The sequence below is a fragment of the Streptomyces sp. NPDC005151 genome (assembly GCF_053599875.1).
Window position 1 is genome coordinate 25,936 of sequence record NZ_JBSFYR010000044.1, and the last position, 21,120, is coordinate 47,055.

The 21,120-nt window shown below is 69.7% G+C and carries 23 protein-coding genes and 1 tRNA gene; 17 read left to right on the forward strand and 7 right to left on the reverse strand.

Features of this window, described 5'->3' with window-relative positions:
- The first annotated feature begins 49 nt into the window (after positions 1-49).
- The gene (locus ACWD6R_RS22930; RefSeq protein ID WP_451820394.1) at positions 50-1,060 is read left to right on the forward strand and encodes a helix-turn-helix transcriptional regulator; all 1,011 of its coding nucleotides are present in this window, start codon (positions 50-52) and stop codon (positions 1,058-1,060) included.
- An 88-nt stretch (positions 1,061-1,148) separates the two neighbouring features.
- Here the strand turns inward: ACWD6R_RS22930 and ACWD6R_RS22935 are convergent, their stop codons facing one another.
- The gene (locus tag ACWD6R_RS22935) at positions 1,149-2,147 is read right to left on the reverse strand and encodes a sigma-70 family RNA polymerase sigma factor (protein ID WP_266984679.1); all 999 of its coding nucleotides are present in this window, start codon (positions 2,145-2,147) and stop codon (positions 1,149-1,151) included.
- Between the two features lie 148 nt (positions 2,148-2,295).
- Between ACWD6R_RS22935 and ACWD6R_RS22940 the strand changes: the two genes are divergently transcribed.
- Complete coding sequence (locus ACWD6R_RS22940; protein ID WP_451820395.1) at positions 2,296-2,835, forward strand: N-acetyltransferase family protein; 540 nt, start codon at positions 2,296-2,298, stop codon at positions 2,833-2,835.
- Between the two features lie 72 nt (positions 2,836-2,907).
- Positions 2,908-3,987 carry a questin oxidase family protein gene (locus ACWD6R_RS22945; protein WP_451820396.1) on the forward strand — a complete coding sequence of 360 codons (1,080 nt, stop codon included), beginning with the start codon at positions 2,908-2,910 and terminating at the stop codon, positions 3,985-3,987.
- Between the two features lie 4 nt (positions 3,988-3,991).
- Here ACWD6R_RS22945 and ACWD6R_RS22950 read toward each other — a convergent pair whose 3' ends face one another.
- Complete coding sequence (locus ACWD6R_RS22950; RefSeq protein WP_451820397.1) at positions 3,992-4,774, reverse strand: dioxygenase family protein; 783 nt, start codon at positions 4,772-4,774, stop codon at positions 3,992-3,994.
- Positions 4,775-5,064: 290 nt separating this feature from the next.
- Between ACWD6R_RS22950 and ACWD6R_RS22955 the strand changes: the two genes are divergently transcribed.
- Positions 5,065-5,577, forward strand: a complete 513-nt coding sequence (locus tag ACWD6R_RS22955; protein ID WP_451820398.1) for a MarR family winged helix-turn-helix transcriptional regulator — start codon at positions 5,065-5,067, stop codon at positions 5,575-5,577.
- A gap of 95 nt (positions 5,578-5,672) precedes the next feature.
- Here ACWD6R_RS22955 and ACWD6R_RS22960 read toward each other — a convergent pair whose 3' ends face one another.
- Positions 5,673-7,199, reverse strand: a complete 1,527-nt coding sequence (locus tag ACWD6R_RS22960; protein ID WP_451820399.1) for an MFS transporter — start codon at positions 7,197-7,199, stop codon at positions 5,673-5,675.
- 197 nt (positions 7,200-7,396) lie between these two features.
- On the reverse strand, positions 7,397-8,059 hold the full coding sequence (locus ACWD6R_RS22965; RefSeq protein ID WP_451820400.1) for a TetR/AcrR family transcriptional regulator: 663 nt from the start codon (positions 8,057-8,059) through the stop codon (positions 7,397-7,399).
- A gap of 293 nt (positions 8,060-8,352) precedes the next feature.
- Between ACWD6R_RS22965 and ACWD6R_RS22970 the strand changes: the two genes are divergently transcribed.
- Complete coding sequence (locus tag ACWD6R_RS22970; protein ID WP_451820401.1) at positions 8,353-9,630, forward strand: M6 family metalloprotease domain-containing protein; 1,278 nt, start codon at positions 8,353-8,355, stop codon at positions 9,628-9,630.
- Here the strand turns inward: ACWD6R_RS22970 and ACWD6R_RS22975 are convergent, their stop codons facing one another.
- Positions 9,631-11,415, reverse strand: coding sequence for a class I adenylate-forming enzyme family protein (locus ACWD6R_RS22975; protein WP_451820402.1), 1,785 nt, complete (start codon positions 11,413-11,415; stop codon positions 9,631-9,633). It lies immediately after the preceding gene.
- A 253-nt stretch (positions 11,416-11,668) separates the two neighbouring features.
- Between ACWD6R_RS22975 and ACWD6R_RS22980 the strand changes: the two genes are divergently transcribed.
- A complete protein-coding gene (locus ACWD6R_RS22980; protein WP_451820403.1) occupies positions 11,669-12,373 on the forward strand; it encodes a hypothetical protein in 705 nt (234 codons plus the stop codon).
- 458 nt (positions 12,374-12,831) lie between these two features.
- Positions 12,832-12,907, forward strand: a tRNA-Arg gene (locus tag ACWD6R_RS22985).
- Between the two features lie 94 nt (positions 12,908-13,001).
- Here ACWD6R_RS22985 and ACWD6R_RS22990 read toward each other — a convergent pair.
- On the reverse strand, positions 13,002-14,567 hold the full coding sequence (locus tag ACWD6R_RS22990; RefSeq protein WP_451820404.1) for a tyrosine-type recombinase/integrase: 1,566 nt from the start codon (positions 14,565-14,567) through the stop codon (positions 13,002-13,004).
- A 135-nt stretch (positions 14,568-14,702) separates the two neighbouring features.
- On the opposite strand from ACWD6R_RS22990, the gene ACWD6R_RS22995 reads away from it, so the two are divergent.
- Both ACWD6R_RS22995 and ACWD6R_RS23000 read left to right on the forward strand, forming a co-directional pair.
- Positions 14,703-14,966 (forward strand): DNA-binding protein, encoded by a 264-nt coding sequence (locus ACWD6R_RS22995; protein ID WP_451820405.1) that lies wholly within the window; start codon positions 14,703-14,705, stop codon positions 14,964-14,966.
- Positions 14,967-14,986: 20 nt separating this feature from the next.
- Positions 14,987-15,931, forward strand: a complete 945-nt coding sequence (locus ACWD6R_RS23000) for a recombinase family protein (protein ID WP_451820406.1) — start codon at positions 14,987-14,989, stop codon at positions 15,929-15,931.
- Positions 15,932-15,947: 16 nt separating this feature from the next.
- Here the strand turns inward: ACWD6R_RS23000 and ACWD6R_RS23005 are convergent, their stop codons facing one another.
- On the reverse strand, positions 15,948-16,805 hold the full coding sequence (locus tag ACWD6R_RS23005) for a hypothetical protein (RefSeq protein WP_451820407.1): 858 nt from the start codon (positions 16,803-16,805) through the stop codon (positions 15,948-15,950).
- 317 nt (positions 16,806-17,122) lie between these two features.
- Between ACWD6R_RS23005 and ACWD6R_RS23010 the strand changes: the two genes are divergently transcribed.
- From ACWD6R_RS23010 to ACWD6R_RS23045, 8 genes are all read left to right on the forward strand, one after another.
- Positions 17,123-17,380, forward strand: a complete 258-nt coding sequence (locus ACWD6R_RS23010) for a hypothetical protein (RefSeq protein WP_451820408.1) — start codon at positions 17,123-17,125, stop codon at positions 17,378-17,380.
- A gap of 180 nt (positions 17,381-17,560) precedes the next feature.
- Positions 17,561-17,737, forward strand: a complete 177-nt coding sequence (locus ACWD6R_RS23015; protein WP_451820409.1) for a hypothetical protein — start codon at positions 17,561-17,563, stop codon at positions 17,735-17,737.
- 169 nt (positions 17,738-17,906) lie between these two features.
- Positions 17,907-18,929: a ParB/RepB/Spo0J family partition protein gene (locus ACWD6R_RS23020; RefSeq protein ID WP_451820410.1), complete on the forward strand. Its 1,023-nt coding sequence runs from the start codon at positions 17,907-17,909 to the stop codon at positions 18,927-18,929.
- A gap of 65 nt (positions 18,930-18,994) precedes the next feature.
- Positions 18,995-19,195, forward strand: a complete 201-nt coding sequence (locus tag ACWD6R_RS23025; protein WP_451820411.1) for a hypothetical protein — start codon at positions 18,995-18,997, stop codon at positions 19,193-19,195.
- A gap of 260 nt (positions 19,196-19,455) precedes the next feature.
- Complete coding sequence (locus tag ACWD6R_RS23030; protein ID WP_451820412.1) at positions 19,456-19,821, forward strand: hypothetical protein; 366 nt, start codon at positions 19,456-19,458, stop codon at positions 19,819-19,821.
- An 11-nt stretch (positions 19,822-19,832) separates the two neighbouring features.
- Positions 19,833-20,234 (forward strand): hypothetical protein, encoded by a 402-nt coding sequence (locus ACWD6R_RS23035; protein ID WP_451820413.1) that lies wholly within the window; start codon positions 19,833-19,835, stop codon positions 20,232-20,234.
- On the forward strand, positions 20,231-20,569 hold the full coding sequence (locus ACWD6R_RS23040; RefSeq protein ID WP_451820414.1) for a zinc finger domain-containing protein: 339 nt from the start codon (positions 20,231-20,233) through the stop codon (positions 20,567-20,569). The genes ACWD6R_RS23035 and ACWD6R_RS23040 overlap by 4 nt, the downstream gene beginning before the upstream one ends.
- Entirely contained in the window at positions 20,566-21,009 is a 444-nt protein-coding gene (locus ACWD6R_RS23045) for a hypothetical protein (RefSeq protein ID WP_451820415.1), read from the forward strand. The genes ACWD6R_RS23040 and ACWD6R_RS23045 overlap by 4 nt, the downstream gene beginning before the upstream one ends.
- Positions 21,010-21,120: the final 111 nt, after the last annotated feature.

A 21,120-nucleotide genomic window follows, 5' to 3' on the forward strand; every position in this document is an offset into this window, starting at 1 on the left:
GAGGCCCATTAGGTCAGATGATGACCCAATGGGCGGGCATCCTGGATCCATGACCGATACCCCGGCACGACTGCTGAATCTGCTGTCGCTGCTCCAGACACCGCGTGAGTGGCCGGGCAGCGAACTCGCCGAGCGGCTCCGGGTCAGCCCGCGCACCATCCGGCGCGACATCGACCGGCTCCGCGACCTCGGCTATCCCGTCGAGGCCTCGCGCGGCTCGGTCGGCGGCTATCGCCTGGTCGCGGGCGCCGCCATGCCGCCGCTGCTCCTCGACGACGAGGAGGCGGTGGCCATCGCGGTGGGGCTGCGGGCGGGCGCCGGGCATGCCATCGAGGGGGTCGACGAGGCGTCCGTGCGGGCGCTGGCGAAGCTGGAACAGGTGCTGCCGTCACGGCTGCGGCACCGGGTCTCGGTCCTGCAGAACGCAACGGTGCCGCTGGCCCGTGGCGACGGTGCGACCATCGACCCGCAGACACTGACGGTGATGGCGGCGGCGGTCACCGGACAGGAGCGGCTGCGGTTCACCTACCGGGCGGGGGACGGCGCCGAGACGAAGCGGCTGGTCGAGCCGTACCGTCTGGTGAGCACGGGGTGGCGGTGGTACCTCGTGGCGTACGACCTGGGGCGCGAGGCGTGGCGTACGTTCCGCGTCGACCGGGTGAGCGAGCCGTTCGCCACGGGGGCCCGCTTCACCCCGCGCGAGCTGCCCACGGGCGACGCCGCGGAGTTCCTCACCGGCTCCATCCAGCGCCGGCAGCCGGAGCTGGCCGTCGAGGTGAGCTTCGCGGCCCCGCCGGAGTTCGTCACCGCCCGGCTGCCCTCGGCGTTCGGCCCCTTGGAGCCGACCGGCGAGCACAGCTGCCGGCTGCGTGCGGTCATGGCGGACTCGCTGGAGTGGGTGGCGCTCCGACTGGCGCTGGTCGACTGCGATTTCACCGCTCACGCGCCGCCGGAGCTGGTGGCGTATCTGAGTGAGCTGGGTGCCCGTCTGACCCGCGCGGCCGTGCCGCCGGAGTCACCACCGGCGGAGCGGCCTGCCCGGCCCGGCGCAAAAGAATGAGCCCCGGCGCCAGGGGGGGGTGGGCGCCGGGACTCAGCTCAGGGGGTCCGTACGAAGCGACCCATATCGGAGGCTACTGGACGCGGGGTCACGCCGCAGCGTCAAAACCCGTGTCGTGGGCCATTCGCTTCAGTTCGAGCAGCGCGTGCTTCTCGATCTGACGGATCCGCTCCCGGGTCAGCCCATGCTGCTTGCCCACCTCGGTAAGGGTCCGCTCACGGCCGTCCTCGATGCCGTACCGCATTCGGATGATCGACGCGGTGCGGTGGTCGAGCTTGCCGATCAGGTCCTCCAGCTCCTCGCTGCGCAGCAGCGTCATGACGGACTGCTCGGGCGACACCGCGGAGGTGTCCTCCAGCAGATCGCCGAACTGGGTCTCGCCCTCGTCGTCCACGGACATGTTGAGACTGACCGGGTCGCGGGCCCAGTCGAGGACGTCACCGACGCGCGTGGGCGTGGAGTCCAGCTCTGCGGCTATCTCCTCGTGCTCCGGGTCGCGCCCGTGCTCACGGTTGAACTCGCGCTGCACACGGCGGATCCGGCCGAGCTCCTCCACCAGGTGGACGGGGAGCCGGATCGTACGGGACTGGTCGGCTATGGAGCGGGTGATGGCCTGACGGATCCACCACGTCGCATACGTGGAGAACTTGAAGCCCTTGGCGTAGTCGAACTTCTCGACCGCACGCACCAGGCCTGCGTTCCCCTCCTGAATCAGGTCCAGCAGGGGAAGACCTGCCCGTGGGTAGCGGCGGGCGACAGCAACCACCAGTCGGAGGTTGGAACGGATGAAGATGTCCTTGGCGCGCTCGCCCTCGGCGACCAGCGCCTCCAGCTCCTCACGCGTCGCTCCACCGGCTTCGCTCTCCACCGCACCGTCGAGGATCTGCCGCGCATAGACGCCCGCCTCGACGGTCTGCGACAGTTCGACTTCCTTGGCGGCATCGAGCAGCGGCGTGCGCGCGATCTCGTCCAGGTACATGCCGACCAGGTCGCGATCGGCGATCTCTCCGCCCACGGCGCGAACACTGCTTGCCCGGTTGGTCCCGCCACTGGCGGACGAACGACGGGCGACGGCACGGGTTGCCATGCGTGCTCCCTTGCTGAGTAGGTCGCGACACCCTCTCGGGTGCCCTGCATCCGATGGAAACAACGACTGGAATCCGGACAGAATTCCCATGGCTCGCATTCATTTTCGCGATCATGCAGTACCCTGTCCGGCCGCGAGGGGAGTACACATGTCGGAGCTCCGTACAGAAGTGCAGGTCAGGCCTGGCATCGAGGGCGATCTGGTGGCTCTCACGGACATCTACAACCATTACGTACGTGAGACCGCTCTCACATTCGATACCGCCCCCTTCACACCCGACCAGCGGCTGCCGTGGCTGCGCTCCCACCCTGAAGACGGCCCGCACCGCCTTCTGGTTGCTCAGGATGTCCGCATTGTCGGCCCCGCATCAATCCTGGGCTACGCCACCAGCAGCGCCTTCCGCCCCAAGGCGGCATACGCCACGTCGGTCGAGGTGAGCGTGTACTGCGCGCCGTGGGCCACCGCACGCGGGATCGGCACACTCCTCTACACGTCACTCTTCGAGGCGCTCGCCGACGAGGACCTGAACCGCGCGTACGCGGGCATCACCCAGCCCAACGACGCCTCGGTCACACTGCACAAACGTTTCGGCTTCCACCATGTCGGTACGTACGCCGAGGTGGGCCGGAAGTTCGACACGTACTGGGACGTGGCCTGGTACGAGAAGCGGCTGGGGCCGGAGGCCTAGGACCCGGTGGGGTCGCGGCGTAGGTCCGCAGCCCGTTACCAGCGGCGGGCCCCGCGCCTAGCGTGTTCCGGCATGACCGACACGACAGGCAGGACAGACTCCACAAGCGCACCGGACACGGCACCGGTCGACCCCACCGGCACGCTCGACGAGGCGCTGGACCGGCTCCACGCCGCGGGCCCCGAGCGCAACGGCTGGCTGAGCAACCACGGCCCGATGGCCGTCGAGGCGCTCGTACGGCACGGCCAGGCACCGGCCGTCCACCGTTGGCTCGACCACTACAGCCACAAGCTGGAGGACATGCCGGCCCCCGCGACCCGGATCACCGCGGAGAACTGGCACGAAGCCCTGGGCGACCCGCGGAGGATCGCCGACTGGACGGTGTACTTCGCGCAGGAGACGGCCGGGCGCGCCTGGCAGGACGTCCTCACCGAATGGTGGCCGCGGCTGCTGCCGGGCATCGCCGCGGGCGCCACCCACCCCGTGATCCGGGTCGGCCACGCCGTGCGCACCCTGCTCGGCGGTGGAGCGAACGCGCCCCGGGTCGCCGAGCTCGCGCACGGCCTCGGCTACTGGGCCGGCCGCCACCAGCCGCTGCCCGCGCTGAACCCACCGACCTCGCTCGTGCCCGCGCCGAGTGCCGCGGCCGCGCTGGACGCCGTACCGCCGGTGGCCGACCGGAGCGGCGGCATCCGCGACCGGCTGGCGCGGCTCACCGCGTTCCCGCTGTGGCCGCAGCAGTTCGCGGACGACCCGGACGTGGCGCGCACCGGGCTGGCGGAACTGGTCAGGGCTGCCACCCACCGCTACGCCACCCACGGCCATGGCGAACCGATCATGCTGGTGCACGCCGCGACCGCACCCAACGCCGTGCTTCGTACGCTGCCCGCCCTCCCCCGTGAACTGTGGCCGCAGAGCCTGACCGCCGCCTGGGCCGCGAGCGCCGCGGTCACCGCCGCGTACAGCCCGGCCGACCCCGTCCCGTGCACCGCATCGCCGTCGGCATCCTCCGCGGACGAGATCTTCGCGCGGGCGGCGGCGCACGGCGACGACCACACCATCAAGTTCACCGACACCGCACTGGACGTCGGCGACACGACGGCCCTGGCCGCCGCGCTCCGCTCGATCGAACTGAACCCCCCGGCCCTCTGACCACTCAGCCGAACTGCACCGACCGCTTCGCGAGCCCCATCCAGAACCCGTCGATGATGCTGCGCCCTTGATCCAGCTCGCCCTCCGAGGCGCCCAGCGTCACGAAGAGCGGCGCGAAGTGCTCAGTGCGGGGGTGGGCCAGCCGCCCGGCCGGGGACTTGTGCTCGAAGTCGAGCAGCGCGTCGATGTCCTGCGCCTGCAGCGCCCGGTGCCCCCAGTCGTCGAACTCCACCGACCAGCCAGGGTTGCCGCCGCCCGCGTACCGCAGGGCTGCGAGGTTGTGGGTGAAGAAGCCGCTGCCGACGATCAGGACGCCCTCGTCGCGCAGGGGCGCGAGCTTACGCCCGATGTCCATCAGCTTCTGCGGGTCCAGCGTCGGCATGGAGATCTGAAGTACGGGGATGTCGGCGCCCGGGAACATCTCCACCAGCGGGACGTACGCCCCGTGGTCGAGCCCGCGGTCCGGGATGTCCTGGACCGGCGTACCGGCGCCGCGCAGCAGCTTGCGTACGCTCTCCGCCAGCTGCGGGGCGCCCGGGGCCGCGTACTGCACGCGATAGTAGTGCTCCGGGAAGCCCCAGAAGTCGTAGACGAGCGGGACGGTCTCGGTCGCGCCGAGGGCAAGCGGAGCCTCCTCCCAGTGGGCGGAGACCATGAGGATCGCGGTGGGACGCGGCAGCTCGGCGGACCAGGCGGCCAGCTGGCCGGGCCAGACGGGGTCGTCGGCCAGCGGCGGCGCACCGTGGGAGAGATAGAGGGCGGGCATGCGCTCCGCGGTGACAGTCATGACACTCCCCATCCACTACTACTCAAGGTAAGACCGACCGGCAAATGGAGGGCGGCGTCGCGGGGCTGGGCACGCACATCTGCCGCGTTGTCGTCAATCACCATGGCTCCGCCATGCCTGAATCCTCCGCCTTGCAGCTGCACGCACCCAGCCCCGCTCCTTCTCCCACCCCCCATTTGCCGGTCGGTCTAAGTCTTCTGCGGCGGCGGGATCAGCTTATTGAAGCTTCAAGTTCCCACCCCAAGAGACCTTAGCTCTATCTAGTTCAACATTCAAGAAAAGGTCGTACAGTGGAGTACATGACCACGGCATCCACCGGCGGGACCCGCTGGCTCTCCGACGAAGAACAGAGCGTTTGGCGCGCCTACCTCCACGCAACCACGCTCCTGGAGGACCACCTCGACCGCCAGCTGCAACGCGATGCCGGTATGCCGCACATCTATTACGGACTGCTCGTCCAGCTCTCCCAGGCGCCCCGCCGCCAGATGCGGATGACCGAGCTGGCCAAGGACGCCAAGATCACCCGCTCCCGGCTCTCGCACGCCGTCGCCCGGCTGGAGCGGAACGGCTGGGTGCGCCGCGAGGACTGCCCGTCCGACAAGCGCGGGCAGAACGCGGTCCTCACCGACGAGGGGTACGAGATGCTCCGACGATCCGCGCCGGGGCATGTCCGCGCCGTACGCCAGGCGATGTTCGACCGGCTCACACCGGAGCAGGTGAGCTCGTTCGGCGAGATCATGCAGGTCATCGCCACCGGCCTGGAGCCGGAGGGTACGGACGCCGACCTGCCCTGGCTCCGCTGAGCCGCCCTCGCGCTCCGATACGGGTCTGCCCCGGTTCCGCCAAGCGGAACCGGGGCAGACCCGTGTTCACATCACTTCACCTCGCGCGTCCCGCGTCAGTGCGCGACGACCGGCACCTTGAACTCGTCCTCGACGCCATCGGCGTCACCGGAGCCCGAGCCGGCCGGGGCGGTCGACGGACGCCCGGCGTTGATGAACGTCAGCGCGATCGCGGAGGCCACCACCAGGATGCCGACCGCCCACCAGATGGCACCGGTGAAGCCGTGCACCATCGACTGCAGCTTCAGCAGCTGCGGGTCGGTCGCACCGAGCGCGGCGTGCGAGGTGGCGTACGCCGTCGCGGCCGAGGCGGCGACGGTGTTCAGCAGCGCGGTACCGATCGCGCCGCCGACCTGCTGCGAGGTGTTGACCATCGCGGAAGCGACACCCGAGTCCCGCGGCTCGACCCCGTGCGTGGCCAGCGACATGGCCGGCATGAACGCCGTACCCATGCCCAGACCCAGCAGGAGCTGCGCCGGGAGGATGAGCGCCGCGTACGAGGAGTCGATCTCCAGCTGCGTCAGCAGCAGCATGCCCACGGCGGCGGCCAGGAAGCCCGGACCCATCAGCTTGCGCGCCGGGACCCGCGTCATCAGCCGTGCGCCGATCTGCGTCGAACCGGTGATCATGCCCGCGACCATCGGGAGGAAGGCGAAGCCCGTCCTGATCGGCGAGTAGCCCCTCACGACCTGCAGGTAGTACGTCAGGAAGAGGAACAGCCCGAACATCCCGATGATCGCCAGACCCAGCGAGAGGTAGACGCCACTGCGGTTACGGTCCATCACCACGCGGAGCGGCAGCAGCGGCGACGCGACCTTGGCCTCGGTCAGGACGAACGACAGGAGCAGCACACCGGAGGCGACGAACATGCCGATGGTCAGCGGGTCCGACCAGCCGGAGGACTCGGCACGGGTGAATCCGTACACCAGCGAGACCAGACCCAGCGCGGAGAGGAGCACGCCCGGGATGTCGAGCGAGGAGCGGTTACGGCTGCCGGCCGGCTCACGGATCACGAAGTACGCGCCCGCGGCGGCGATGGCGGCGAACGGGATGTTGACGAAGAACGTCCAGCGCCAGTTCAGCGTCTGGGTGAGGAAGCCGCCGAGGATCAGGCCGACGGCGCTACCGCCACCGGCGATCGCCCCGTAGATACCGAACGCCTTGGCGCGCTCCCTGGCGTCGGTGAACATCACGGCGAGCAGCGAGAGTGCGGCCGGGGCGAGCAGGGCGCCGAAGACACCCTGGAGCGCACGCGAGCCGAACAGCATGCCCTGGTTCTGCGCCGCGCCACCGAGCGCGGAGGCCAGCGCGAAGCCGGTCAGACCGACGACAAAGGTGCGCTTACGGCCCCAGATGTCGGCGATCCGGCCGCCGAGGAGCAGCAGTCCGCCGAAGGCGAGGGCGTAGGCCGTGATGACCCACTGCTTGTTGGCGTCGGTGATGCCGAGGGCCGTCTGGGCGTGCGGCAGCGCGATGTTCACGATCGTGGCATCGAGCACGACCATCAGCTGCGCGAGCGCGATGAAGGCCAGCGCTTTCCAGCGACTGGGGTCGGGAAGTCGGATATCAGCCGTTTTTGACATGGGAGTAGCCACCTAAGGACGCGCGTGGACGCGAGGAGTCGTGAACCGTGATCCGTGACCGTGAAGACGTGCACCCGGTCAGCGGTGAAAGTGGGAGAGGTGAGGGTGGTGGAAGTGGACGTGAGGCAGGTCGGGTGGTGAGGGCATGGCGTACACGCGGCCTACCCGGAGCCTGTCTCAGGAGCCGTGCACGGGCGTCATGAGCGATGCCGCAGATCCTCCAAGGTCGCCGCCGTCCCGGGCAGTTCGGACCGGGCCGGAGCCTCCAGGCCGTCCAGGAACAGCTGGAGATGACGGTGGGTGAAGCGGTCGATGCCCTGGCAGGCGATGCCGGGCAGCGGCCGGGTGAGCTGGGAGAGGCCGACCAGTACGTCACCGACGGCGATGTCGGTGCGCAGGCGCCCCGCGGACATGGCGCGCGCCACGAGCCCTTCGACGGCCTCTTCGAGGCGGCGACGCTCGGCGAGCAGTTCGGGATGGTCCCTGTCGAAGCCGCCGGACAGCATCGGGCAGAGCGCACCGATGCGTTCGTCGGCCGCCGCGTGCACGAAGCGGCAGAGCGCGGCGAAGGGGTCGGCCTCCTCGGCCACCGCCTCCTCCGCGCGGTCGGTGGTGCGGGAGGTGACCGAGAGGACGACCTCATGGGTCAGCGCTGCCCGGTCGGGGAAGTTCCGGTAGAGCGTGGCGTTGCCGACGCCTGCGCGGCGGGCCACCTCGTCGAGCGGCACATCCGGCCCGAACTCGACGAACATCTCGCGCGCGGCCGCGACGATCCGCTCCCGGTTGCGCAGCGCGTCGGCCCGCGGGCGGGGCGTAAGGCGCGGCACGGTTCCGGCGGCGGTGCGGGCAGCGGTTTTCACGAGACGGTCCTTCTCTTCCGGGTCTTCCTGGTCGTGCAGCTCTTGCGGTGGCCCCTGCGCGCACAACTTCGTGCAACCGGGGACCGTCTCCCCGTTTAGCAGGGGACACCAGGTTCAAACGGGGAATCCGTCCCCGGTTATTTCCCGCTCCGCTGTGACTTGGGTCACATCACATTGGCGGGAAATTACACCGATCGGCGCACCCAACGCGCGGCGCCGTACCGCCCGCCCGAGGGTGATTCAGAGAGCGCAGTCAGGGTCGGCCGACTGCCGCGGACCCCGAAGGCGCCTCTATGCAGCAGCCCCGCCGCCGGATACGCAACCAGCGCCACCCGGTCGCACTGGCGGGGGCAAGCGCCCTGGTCATCGGGGCACTGGCCTCCGCCAGCAGCACGCTCCCGCCGCCCGGCCAAGCCAGCGCGGGGCCGGTGGTCAGCACCGAGGCGGCAGGGGTCGGACCGTGCCGGATATCCGCGACGATGGGCGTGCAGATGTCGGAGGGTATGCCGACACCGACGGGGTACGCCCATTCCACGGGCCAGGTCCACGCACTGAACCTGATGATCGACTTCCCGGACGCGCCGGGAAGGGAGCCTGCGATGAAACGGCTCGCCGAATTCTTCCCGCAGACCACCAACTGGTTCCGTACCAGTTCGTACGGCCGGCTCATCTACCGGCCCGACGCCCCCGTGAAGAGCTGGCTTCGGATGCCTCTGCCGTTCTCGGCGTACGGGATAGGGCGCGGCTCACCGTACGAGCCCGGCTACCGGCACCTGGTCCAGGACATCGTGGCCGTCGCCGACCCGAAGGTGGACTTCAGCGCGTACGACCTGGTCAATATCCTGGCCACACCGAACGCCGGGCCCTCGGCCCTGGACACCGTCTTGTCCGTGACCTTCTCCGGCAACGACGACGCACCGCTCGCGGACGGTGCGTCGCTCTCCAACACGTCCTTCATCTACAGCCGCCAGGACGACGGCTCGGGCTCGTACACACAGACCGGCTACCGCGTGCTGCCGCACGAGAACGGCCATGTCTTCGGCCTGCCCGACCTCTACACCATGGAGGGCGGCGGTTCGGTCGGGCACTGGGACATCATGTCCGAGGACTGGGGGGCCAACAACGACTTCCTCGGCTGGCACAAGTGGAAACTCGGCTGGCTCGACAAGAACCAGGTCAGCTGCGCGTCCAAGCCAGGCACCACCGACCACGTCCTCACGCCCCTTGCCACCCGGGGCGGCCGGAAGCTGGCCTTCGTACCGCTGACCGGGGAGTCCGGCTACGCGGTGGAGGTACGGACCCAGGCGGGCAACGACCAAGCGATCTGCCGGCCCGGCGTACTGATCTACAAGGTCAGCTCCGACGTCGACACGGGGCAGGGTCCGATCTCCATCGCGGACAGCACCAAGGACAGCGGCGGCTGCACGCGGTTGCCCAATGTGCATGCCGAGCTCTCCGACGCCCCGTTCCAGCCCGGCCAGAGCTTCACCGACCGGACCAACGGCATACACATATCCGTCGTCGACAAGGACTCCAGGGGGAACTACCGGGTCCGCGTCACGCGCCTCTGATCACGTCCCCTCCTCGCTGCGCCTGAGGGTGCGGACCTCCTCGTCGACCAGCCTGCGCAGCTCACGCTTGAGGATCTTCCCGGTCGGGTTCCGGGGCAGTTGCTCGTCCCGCACGAGGACATGGGCCGGGACCTTGAAGGCGGCCAGACTCCGCCCGACGTGCGCCCGCAGCTCGTCCGCCGTGACGGTGGCACCGGGCCGCAGCCGGACAACCGCGGCGACCTCCTCGCCCAGGACCGGATGCGCCACCCCCAGCACCGCAGCGTCCTCGACGTCCGGGTGGTCGTGGAGCGCCGCCTCGACCTCCACGCAGTACACGTTCTCGCCGCCACGGATCACCATGTCCTTGATCCGGTCGACGATGGTGACCCGCCCGTCGCGCATCAGCGCGAGATCGCCGGTCCGGAACCAGCCGTCCGTGAACGCCTCGGCCGTCGCCGCCTCATCGCGCCAGTAGCCACGGACCAGCGACTGGCCGCGCAGCCACAGTTCGCCGATCTCCCCCTCGGGCAGCGCCTCGCCCGCCGGACCGGTGATCCGCACCTCGGTGACGGGTGTCGGCCGGCCGACACTGCCCGGGTGGAGCCGGTAGTCGGCACCGAAGTTGGCCAGGACGCCGCCGCTGGTCTCGGTCAGGCCGTAGCCGTTGCGCGGTTCGATCCGCTCGCCGTAGCGGGCGGTGAGCCGTGCGACCAGGTCGGGCGGGGCGGCGGCGCCACCCGTGTTCAGCATCTGGAGGCTCTCCAGCCGGTCGTCCGCCCGCTCGGCGGCGGCGAGCAGCTGAAGGGCGGTGGCCGGGACGCCGGCGTAGTGCGTGACGCCGTGCTCCCGGATCAGTCGGAGCGCCTCCTCGGCGCCCCACTTCTGCATGACCACGAGCGAGCCGCCCGCCGCCATCGCCGCGTAGAAACTGGTGAACGCTGCGACATGGAAGAACGGGAAGGTCATCAGCGTGACAGGCGCGGGCCCCTGTCCCGGGATGATCCCGCGGCCCAGCGCGGAAGCGGCCGCATAGAACCGCGGGTTGAGTGCGGCCCCCGCCTGGGCGAGCTGGGTGGCGACAGCGCCCTTGGGCCGCCCGGTGGTGCCCGAGGTATACATGATCGTCGCGTCGTCCTCGGGCCGGATCTCGACCTCGGGCGGTGCGGCGAGCGGATCGGGCGCGGGCAGGTCCTCGTACCGCTCGGCCCCCTCCGGCACCGCGCCGTCCCGGTGGTGGAAGACGACGACGCGCGCCCCGGCCTTCTCCGCCCAGGCGGCAACCCGCGGCAGCCGCTCACCGTCCACCAGCAGCACCCGCGGCTCGCAGTCGTCGAGCGCGTACACGAACTCGCCCTCCGTCCACCAGGCGTTGAGCGGTACGGCGACCAGACCGGCCAGCTGCGCGGCCCAGAAGGCGATCTGCCACTCGGGGTGATTGCGCATCGCGACAACGGCCCGGTCGCCGGGGCGGAGCTCGTACTCCTCGGTCATCCGGCACGCCAGTGCGGATGCGGCGGCGAAGAACTCCCCGTACGAGTAGCTGCGCTCGGCGCCGATCAGGAACGGCTGGTCCCCGAAGGCCCAGGTGGTCTCGACGAACTCGCGGAGGGTCCTGGGCCCGCTCGCATAGATGAGCGAGCCCGCCTGCATGCCGTCCTGAGCCCGCACGACAGCGAACGGCGCGCCGGGTCCGGTGAGCACGGCGTCGATTCGGGCGGCGGACGCTGCTGCAGCGGCGGGCGAGTCGGCGGAGGACGGGGAAGCTGCGGAAGCGGCGGCGGGGGTCGGATCGGGGTGCGGCACGAACGACCTTTCCAAGCGCCGGCTCAGGACTCCGCGACGCTATGCCCGCCCCCATCCCCCGTCAAGACACCGCCCCGCTCCTCGCTCCCCCTCCACCTGCTCCGCTGCACTCCTCCCACTACACCCTGCCGGCCCCGGGATGCGACGGAGACCAGGTGGGCCGACAAGGCGGAGGAGCCGCTGGGCAACTTCCTGCAGGGCATCGAGGAAGCCATCCTGCATCGCCAGGGACGACCACGGCCCTGACGACCGCGTGCAGGTCACCATCGCCTACAAACTGACCGGTGTTCCGGGGGCCGAGGCCAAGGACCTCGTGTGGCAGGCACGGGACGCCTGGCTGAAGCAGGGCTACAAGTACAACTCGTCGGGCGAGGTCGACTGGTCCGGCCCCTTTCCGTCGGTCTACATGCGGACGGAGCCCGACGACTTCTGGATGGACGCCGTGACCGGCGTCGTGGATCGCGCCAAGGGCGAGGGCCTCGCCTCTCTCAAGGTGACATCGCCCTGCTTCCTCCCGCCGGGGAAGTCCTCGGCGGCGACCACGGCCGACCCCGCCGCACTGGAGGACCCGGACCCGCAGGTCGACGATCCCACCACGCGCCGTGCCCTCGGCCACTCCAGCCGGATCTACGATGCCTTGCGGGTCGGGTCGGCGCCCACGCAGCCCGGGGAAGGCCTCAGCACGGTCCAGAACGAGTCCGGGACCTCGGTCCATCACACCTGGTCGACCGAGCCGCTGCCGAAGGACGAGACGGTACGGGCCTTGGCACGAGCACAGGCTCACTTCCAGAGCGCGGGATGGAACGTGCGCCACGTGCCGACGCGCGGGGACACCCCCGCGGTCGTCGCCCGCCACCCCGAAGAGGGCACGATCGCACAGGTCGCAGCCTCGACCACCGGCGCGGTGCGCGTCGCGGTTACGACGCCCGTCAACGGTCCGGCGTCCGCAGACGTCTGACATCTGGCCCCGTGTGCCGCTGACGCGGGGTCCGGTCGCGTTCCCGGATCGGACCGCGCGTGAGCGGCGACACCCTGGAGGCCACCCGGCTTCGACGGTCGGCTCGCGCGGCCCCAGCCGCTCGTTCCTCACAAGGGGCTCGGGTCAGGAAGCTGGGCGATCACCTCACCGTCAGACCCGACGGAAACGCCTGCGTCAGCACCCCGACCGCGATCCGGTCCGACAACCGCTCACCCGCAGACGCCTTGACCTGCCCCACCCCCGCCACACAGAAGACAACGAAGCCCAGACGCCTGAATCACCGGCATGGGAGCTGGGGGGTGTCAACTCCGTCGCCCGAGCCAAGATCATCCACGCCCTCGCGGCCTGAGCCAGAGCGCGCGTATCTCCGCCTACGGATCATGCACCACCCGCTACACTGACCGCGGTGGCTACGCCCTCACGGGCTGCCATCGCGCGCCTTCGTAGCTCAGGGGATAGAGCACCGCTCTCCTAAAGCGGGTGTCGCAGGTTCGAATCCTGCCGGGGGCACCATGCCTGACCAGGCACGATGTACCAGAAAGGCCCCTCGGAGTTGAGCTCCGAGGGGCCTTTTGGGCTTCAAGGGGAACGAAAGGGGAACGCGCCGTTATGCAGCGTCCTCCTGGGGAACGTCGGCAGCATCCTCTGGGGGAACGTCGGCCTTCTCTTCCGGCTCCGGGGCGAGGACCCGATGCGCCGGCAACTTGCGCGGAACGAGAGCAAGCGGCGCCTCGGCCTGGGCTTCCTCGAACTGCGGCAGCACCGAGGTGTAGGTGTCAGCGGTCAGCGAGAAGGAGGAGTGCCCGAGCAGCACCTGGATGGACTTCATGTGCAGGCCGGCGGCCAGAGACAGCGTCGCCGCGCAGTGCCGCAGGTCGTGCAGCCGCACCGGCGGCAGGTCGAGCTTCTTCATCAGGCGCATGAACACCTGCGACAGGTACTCGGGGTGGTATGCGGTTCCGTCCTCCCAGGTGAACACCAGGCCCGTGTTCTTCCAGGCTTTGGTGTTCGCCTCCCATTCGGCACGCTCCTTGTCCTGCCGCTCGCGCCACAGGTCCAGCAGGCTCCGCGTCTCCGAGTCGAGCTTGATCGTCCGCGCGCCGCTTTCGCTCTTGGGGGTGTCCTCCCACACGTCGTACGAGGACGCCACCAGCTGCTCACTGATGTGGACGGTGCCCAGCGTCAGGTCGGTCTCCGCCCACGGAAGGCCGACCGCCTCGCCGCGGCGCAGCCCCCGGAAGACCATCAGGTGGAACATCGGGTACAGGCGGTGGTCGGCGACAGCGTCCAGGAACTCCCCTGTCTGCTCTGGCATCCACACCATGACCTTGCCGGGCTTCTCGCCGGTCTGGCGCCACGCCTCGATCCGGGCCCGTGTCCATAGGACCGGTTTGGGGCGGATGTACTTCGGCAGGACGACGTGCTTCGCCCAGTTCTCGGAGATCAGCTTCTCCTTCACGGCGTCCTCCAGGGCGCCGGAGAGAGTGTTGAGCATTCTCACCTGCGTGCCGGGGCCGGCCACATGCCAGGGCTGGGCGCGGGCTTCCTTCAAAGCTGCCTTGGCGTCCTCCCACGCCCGGCGCAGCTCCTTGGGCCGGGGCCGCTCCTGGGAGTCCTTCCAAGCCGTGTGGGCGGCGCGTTCGGCCGCGAGGGCCTGGTGCGCCTTCACGTGGTTCTGTGCGTGGACTTCGTTGTCGGCCCACAGTTTCTCGAACATCGCCTGGACGTGGCGGGTGCGCAGCGACAGCAGCTTGGTCGCGCCGAGGTAGGGGATGAAGACCCGCTCGATGTAGTCCTCGTACCCCGCGCGGGTGGACCGCTTGAGGTCGACGCGCTTGGCGAACCAGCGGAGCAGGTAGTCCGCCACGGTTTCGTCGCTGAGGACGTCGACACCGCCCTGTGCGAGCTTCCACACCTTCTCGGCCTCGGTGGCCGCGTCCTTCTTCGTGCGGTAGCCGCCGTGCTTCGCCCGGGGCCGGCGCTTACCGTCCGGGCCGGGCGGCAGCTCGATGGAGTAGTACCAGGTTCCGTGGTCGCGCTGCTTGAGCTTGGGGCAGGTCTTGTCCAGGCGGACGATCTTCTGCTTGCCGTCGTCGTCCAGGACCGGCCTGCCGCCCTTGTCCACCAGCGGGCCCTTGCAAGAGCACCGTTTGTACGTCTTCTCCTCGAACACTGTCCCCCCAGCCCCTTCACTCCGTTTTCACTATGGGCGCACATTGTTCCCTACCTGACCTCGGCCAGGCTGCCCCTTACGGGGTTGCGGTGTATCGTGTGGCCAGGTTGGCGCGGGGGAGAACGCGACAACAACATGGCGACGAAGAGCACTACGACCGTCGATCAGCGCGGAATGAGCCTGGACGAGGTCTTGGCCCTGCCCGCGACCGTCAACGTCGTGACTGCCGCCCGCGTGTTGGGCATCGGCCACAACAAGGCGTACGACCTGATCAAGACCGGGCAGTTCCCTGTGAGGACACTGCCGATGGGGAACACAGTGCGCATTCCCACGGCAGCTTTGTGGGAGGCGCTGGGGGTCGGCTCGCTGCGACAGGGACTGGCGTCTGCGGGCCGCTGAGTTGAGTTTGGGACGGTGGCATGCCGCGCTTGTACGGCTTCGACAACCAGGCCCTGACGCGCGTACGCGCCCAGGAGCGGCAGGTCGTGCGCGCGGCTGTCGGTCGTCTCCGTGCGGGCCAGTCTCAGGCAGAGGTCGCGGCCTGGATGACGGCCGAGGGTCACCGCGGGACCATGGGCGGCGAGTGGAGCAGCATGACGCTCGGCCGCCTGCTGGACAACCCGGCGATCGCCGGGCTTGTTCCGGACCCCGACACGGGCGACCTGGTCGAGACCGGCCGCGAGGCGCTGATCACACCGGAGGAGTTCCGGTGGCTGCAGCAGCGCCCAAGCCGGCGCGGCAGCCTGCGCAGTGTCGAGCTGCGCGAGCCCGATCGCGAATACCTGCTGGCCGACGGCCTGGGACTGTGCGGTGAGTGCGCGCAGCACCTGGTAGGAAGCCGCACCAGTGCGGGGACGCCCTCGTACCGCGAGGGACGCGGCGGGTGCGGCAAGGTCCGCATCACCGCGTCGCTCCTCGAGGAACATGTGGCTGAGCACGTTCTGGGTGAGCTGCTGCGGCCGGGGGCGCTGGCCGCGATGGAGGAGGCCCGCGAGCGCATCGCCGTCGAGGCCGGCCAAGTGCGGGCCCAGATCGCCGCGTTGCAGGAGAAGCGCGCCGAGCTTGCCGAGCCGTACTCCGAAGGGCAGCTCTCGCGGGACGCGTTCGTCGCCGCCGACCGCCGCATCGGCGAGAACTTGAAGGTCGAGCGGGCGCGTCTGCGCTACCTGGAGCAGGCCGTCGGTGTGCCGTTGGGCGGGGTCGATGACCTGGCCCGCTGGTGGGAGCACGCGCCGTTCCGCTCGAAGCGGGCCCTGGTGCTGCTGCTGCTGGAGAAGGTCACGGTGTATCCGGCGCGTGCCCGCGGGGTGCGGGACGTCGACGATCGGGTGCAGTTGACCTGGCGCACCGCTATCGCTGCGTAGACGGTGCGCCGGGCACTCAGTCGCGCTCCTCTTGGTCCGGTGACTTGGCCCACCAGTAGATGACCTCGTTCAGCGTCCCGACGCCGAGCTTCACGCGCAGTTCGCGCAGTTGGTGGTTGAGCCAGGCCGGGCTGATGCCGAGGTTCTTCGCGGCCTGCTTCTGGTTGCGGCCCAGGCACAGTTCGCGCAGGATCGCCCGCTGGATGGCGTTGGTGTTCAGGCCGGGGCCCTGGCAGTTCGAGCGGGCGCCCAGCCACAGGTCGGCGCGTTCCCAGAACAGGTCGAAGACGTGGACGATCTGCGAGACCACCAGCGGATCAGTGATCAGGATCGCCTCGTCGGAGGACCCCTCGCCCTCGTCGGTGTACAGGGGTATGAAGGCCACGCGCCGGTCGAAGATGATGCTGCGCGGGAACCGGCCCTGGAGCGTACGGATTTCCCCGCCGGCGGCGGCCATGTCCTTTGCCCAGTCTCCGATGGTGGCGACGCGGCGTACAGAGCCGTGGTAGACCGTGCGCATCGACAGGCCGCGTCCCAAGGCGGCGCGGTCGCGTTCGAAGGAGTAGGCGAGGTCCTCGGTGGTGCGGTGGCCGGGCTGGGCGGCCGCGATCTCAGTGCGGGCTGTGCTGTGTTCGGCGGCGATGCGCTCGTTGATCAGTTGACGGCCGATCAGGTGCTGGACCGACTCGCTGCCGGGCCGGGTCCCTTGGTAGCGGTCCCGGAGGTTTACCAGGAAGTCCGGCATCGCGCCTGCGAACGCGGTCACCGCTTCCAAGTGGGTGTGCATGAGCCCGATCATGCACAGTGCGGCGTACTGGGGCTCGATGGCGGTATAGCTGTCCGCGTCGGCCGGATCGGAGACGGTCAAGCCCATGTGCAAGAGAGAGTCAAGTCCCGGGGTTTCAGGGGCTAGAGACTCGCCGTTGAGTATGCGCTGGTATGCGGTGACCCCATGCTCGGACACATCCGGCAGCAGGTCGGGAACTTGTGGCACCTAACAACCTCTGAATTGTGCGAGTGGTGAAAATACCGCGTATGCGGTTCTTGATCATTTCACGAGACCGCTACAAAATCGTGACTTGGGTGCTTGCAAGCCACACGTAGGTGACCGGGGGGTCTGGCGGCCTTGTTGCTGCCGCTGCTGCCGCTGCGCGCCCGTTTCGCTCTCATCGTTTCAAGGCAGGGGTTTCCATGGTCATTTCCCGAACTGTTCGCATCGCAGCCGTTGTTGCGCTGGCTGTGCTGGCCGGATTCTTCGCGGCCGGGCAAATCCACGCGCAGGACGGAAAGGTGGTCGCCGGGGACACCACCTGGTCCGCCCCGGCCGACACCGTCCCGGCCGACGAGACCGCCTGGCCTGTTCCGGCCGACACCACCTGGTCCGCCCCGGCCGACGGCGAGGCGGGTGGCGGCGTGGTTCCGGTCGTCCCCCGCGACACGACCTGGTAGGCCGCCAGTGGTGGCCGGCCGGGCGCCGTAGAGGGGTCTTATGGGCGCTCGGGGGAGGCCAGTTGGCCGCCCTTGTGGGAGATGTTGCACGGCCTCGCCGCACGAGGAATCTACGCGCGGTGTGGGTGTCAGGGGACGGCAGTAACGAGGGCGGGGACCCCGCCTTAGGGGAGGACCGAAGTGGCAATCGATCCGGCACGCATCCGCAGGCGCATGTTGGAGGCCGAGGAGTCCGGCCGACGCGGCCTGGGGGTGCAGGAGGCCCGCGCGGCATGGCGCGTGCTGACCGTCGTGATGGACGAGGAGCCGCAGGAACAACTGCGCAGCGATGTGGTGGCGCTGGTGCAGGCGAGCTGAGCAACCCCCACATGCGTCGAGGCGGGCATCCTTGGGTGCTCGCCCCTTCACATGCCCCTGACCTGGGGTGATGGCCCAGAAATTTGTGGCCCCAAAGCGGAAATGCCGCTAGAATAAGGGCATGAGGAGGGGGGCGTCCCCCCTCCCGACCGGCCTCTTGGAGCAAGCCGTGACGATCCGCACCATCGCAATCGACAAGATCCACCGCAACGAGCGTCAGCCCCGCGAATACTTCGACGAGGCGGCCCTGCAGGAACTCGCCGACTCCATCAAGCGGTTCGGCCTCATGCAGCCGATCGAGGTCCGCCGCGACCGCGACGCCGACGCCGGCGGCTACGAGATCGTCGCGGGCGAGCGCCGCTGGCGCGCCCACCAGATCGCCGGAATCACCCAGATCAAGTGCATCATCACCGACGACGAACTGAGCACCCTGGAGCGGTTCAAGCGGTCGGTCGCCGAGAACATCAACCGCGCCGACATGACGCCGATGGAGGAGGCCAAGGCATTTCGCCGCATCCTGGACGACCAGGAGGGCGCCGAGCCGGGCGACGTCGCTAAGGAATTCGGCAAGTCCACCCAGTACGTGAACCTGCGCCTCGCCCTGCTCGACCTCACCGAAGAAGTCCAGCAGCACGTCAACTCCGGCGCCATCGGCACCCAGGCCGCCGTGCAGATCGCAGCCCTGACCCCCGGCAACCAGCGGGCAGTCATGCACAAGTGGGCCAAGGGCGCCTTCAGTGGCGACAACGAGCTGGTGCACTTCGCCTACGCGCTGAAGCAGCAGCAGAACCAGACCTTCGCGCTGATCTTGGAGGACATGAGCGAAGAGGAACGTGAGGAGCGGCAGCGCGAGCGCACCACCACCCGCAAGAACATCGACAACATCGAGCGGGTGCGGGGTCTGCTGGAGGACCTGGCCAAAGCCGACCCGCAGAAGCTCGCCCTGGCCTTGGAGGGCGAAGTCGGCGCCCGCCTGGAGCAGATGGACCGCGTGGCCGACGCTGTGCAGAAGGCCCGCTTCAACCTGCGGCAGGCCAAAGCCCACGCCGAGGCCCGCGACATCGTCCTCAACCCCGACGCCGAGGCCAAGCGCCTCGCCGCCCCGGCCCAGCCCAAGCCCGCTCCGCCGGTCAAGCGCACCGCCGCCAAGCCCGCTCCCCCGGCCAAGCCGGAGCTCGTGCCCACCGCCTGACCCGCCACGGCCCGCCCCCGCCCCAGGGGCGGGCCGCCCGCCTGTACCGAACCAAGGAGAGCCCCGTGAGCGACAGCACCGAAGGCCGCGACTGGCTGCGCATGCAGCGCGGCGACTTCACTGGCCGCACCAAGATCAACCAGGACGCTCTGTTCCTCGTCGACGAGCCCGACGCCTGCGGCACCGAGACCCTGGACGGCCTCGGATTCGGTGCCGCCCTGTGGGCCGCCCAGCCCGACACGCCCCCGACCAGCTCGGACACATAGATGTGCCACAACACTCGATCGTGGTACGTTCTGCGCGTTGATCGGGAACGGCTGCAGCCGCGGGACCGGCCCATCAACAACGCCGTGGCATGCGGCATCCCCCCTCGGTGTCTGGCGGGTGGCAACCCCCCCGCGCCCTACCCGCCAGACGCCGGCACCGCCCATGCGGAGCCACACGGGGACGCCGCTCCACGCACCCGCGATTGGACCCGCCCGGCCCTCCAGGCCGGGCGGGTCGCCGCGTACTCAGGAGAGACATCGTGACGACTGCGACCTATCGCACCGACCACGCCGCCGACCCCGAGCTGTACGAGCGGCTCATGCGCGAACGCTATGGACCGCTGCCGAAGCTCCTGGCCGAACTAGCCCGGCCCAGGCCCGAACCACCCGTCCGGAGAACAACGAAGATGCCCGCGCTTTCACCGACCATCCCTGAGCCCAACCCCGACCCCGAGGCCGACGAGCACTACGCCGAGCTGGCGGCCGGGATCGAGGAGGCCGGTATCGGCCGCTGCCCCCGCATCGCGAAGGAGGAGCGCCCCCCGCCGTACCCCGGCGCGACCTGGTGCAAGTCCTGCGACAGCTGGTGCACGCCGCAAGGCATGTGCCGCTGCAACAACCGGTAGGCGAAGGACGGTTGCGCTACTTCCACGGCGGTGTCCCCGGGCTGCGGCCCGGGGACCTCGTCACCCCGCACCCCCCGAGGGTCCTCGACGGCTGCGCCGCCCGCGCACAAGGCCTGACCGCCACCCTCGGCGGCAAGACCATCGACCCGCCCACCGGCCGCCCCGACCGCGTGTACATCACCACCGACCGCGAGTACGGCCGTTTCTATGCCTCACGCTGGTGGTACGGCGACCTGTACACCGTCGAACCGGTCGGCGAGCCGGAGCCCTCCACCGAAGACCCCTTCCCCTCCTGGTGCGTCCCCGAGGCCCGCGTGGTCTCCGTCTACGACCGGGCCGTTCAGCTCACCCCCGGCCAGCGCAACCGCCTGATACGCCGCTGGGCCGAAGCCGACAGGGCGGCAGGCCGATGACCGTTCCCCGCTCCGAGCGGCCGACCGCGGACCAGATGCGGCACCTGATCAGCCACACCGAATACCGGGCCCTCAGCCCCGCCGAGCACGCACGGCTGTGCGCGGGCTTCGAGCACCTGGTGGCCAGCCAGGCGGGCCAGCAGGCCAGGGTCGACGACCTCAACCGCCGACTTGCCGCCGGGACCCGCCCCGCCCTCGACTTCGGCTGCGCCACCTGCCAGGCCGCCGTCGGATCCCCCTGCACCCGCCGCTACGGCCAGCCCATGCACGGCTTCCACCGCCCACGCCTCACCGCGGCCGCCGACGCTGCCGCCGACGAACGGAGCCCCGCATGACCACCGGCCCCCTGGACGAACTGCGCGCCGACATGGAGACCTGGGGTGCGCCCATCAAGCCCCACGAAGTCCTCGACGCAGCCGACACCGTGGCCCAGCGCCTGGTCGACCAGCACACCAGGGCCCTCAACGGCGCCTACTGCGAACTCGCCCACCTGGTCGCGTGGCTCGCCGCCCTCCACCCCGCCGTCCTCACCCCGGCGCCCGACGCCGGCGACGGCTGGCACCTGGTGTTCGTGAGCGCCGGAGGGTGGCAGTTCTCCTGGCCCATCGCGCCCGCCGACCTGCACCTGTTCGCACACGTCGAGCACGTCCCGGCCGACGACGAACGGGCCCGCTGGGACGGGCACACCACCGACCAGAAGTACCTGCGGATGCGCACCCACACAGCAGTGCTGTGCCTGCCCGACGACGACACCAGCACCGGCAGCAGCACCTGAGCTGCGAGCAGCAGCAGGCAGCACCAGCAGCAGCCCCGGCAGCAGCCAACTCCTGCCGGTGGTGCTGCTTTTGCTGCTGCAGCACCGGATCAGCAGCGGCTACGGTAGGCA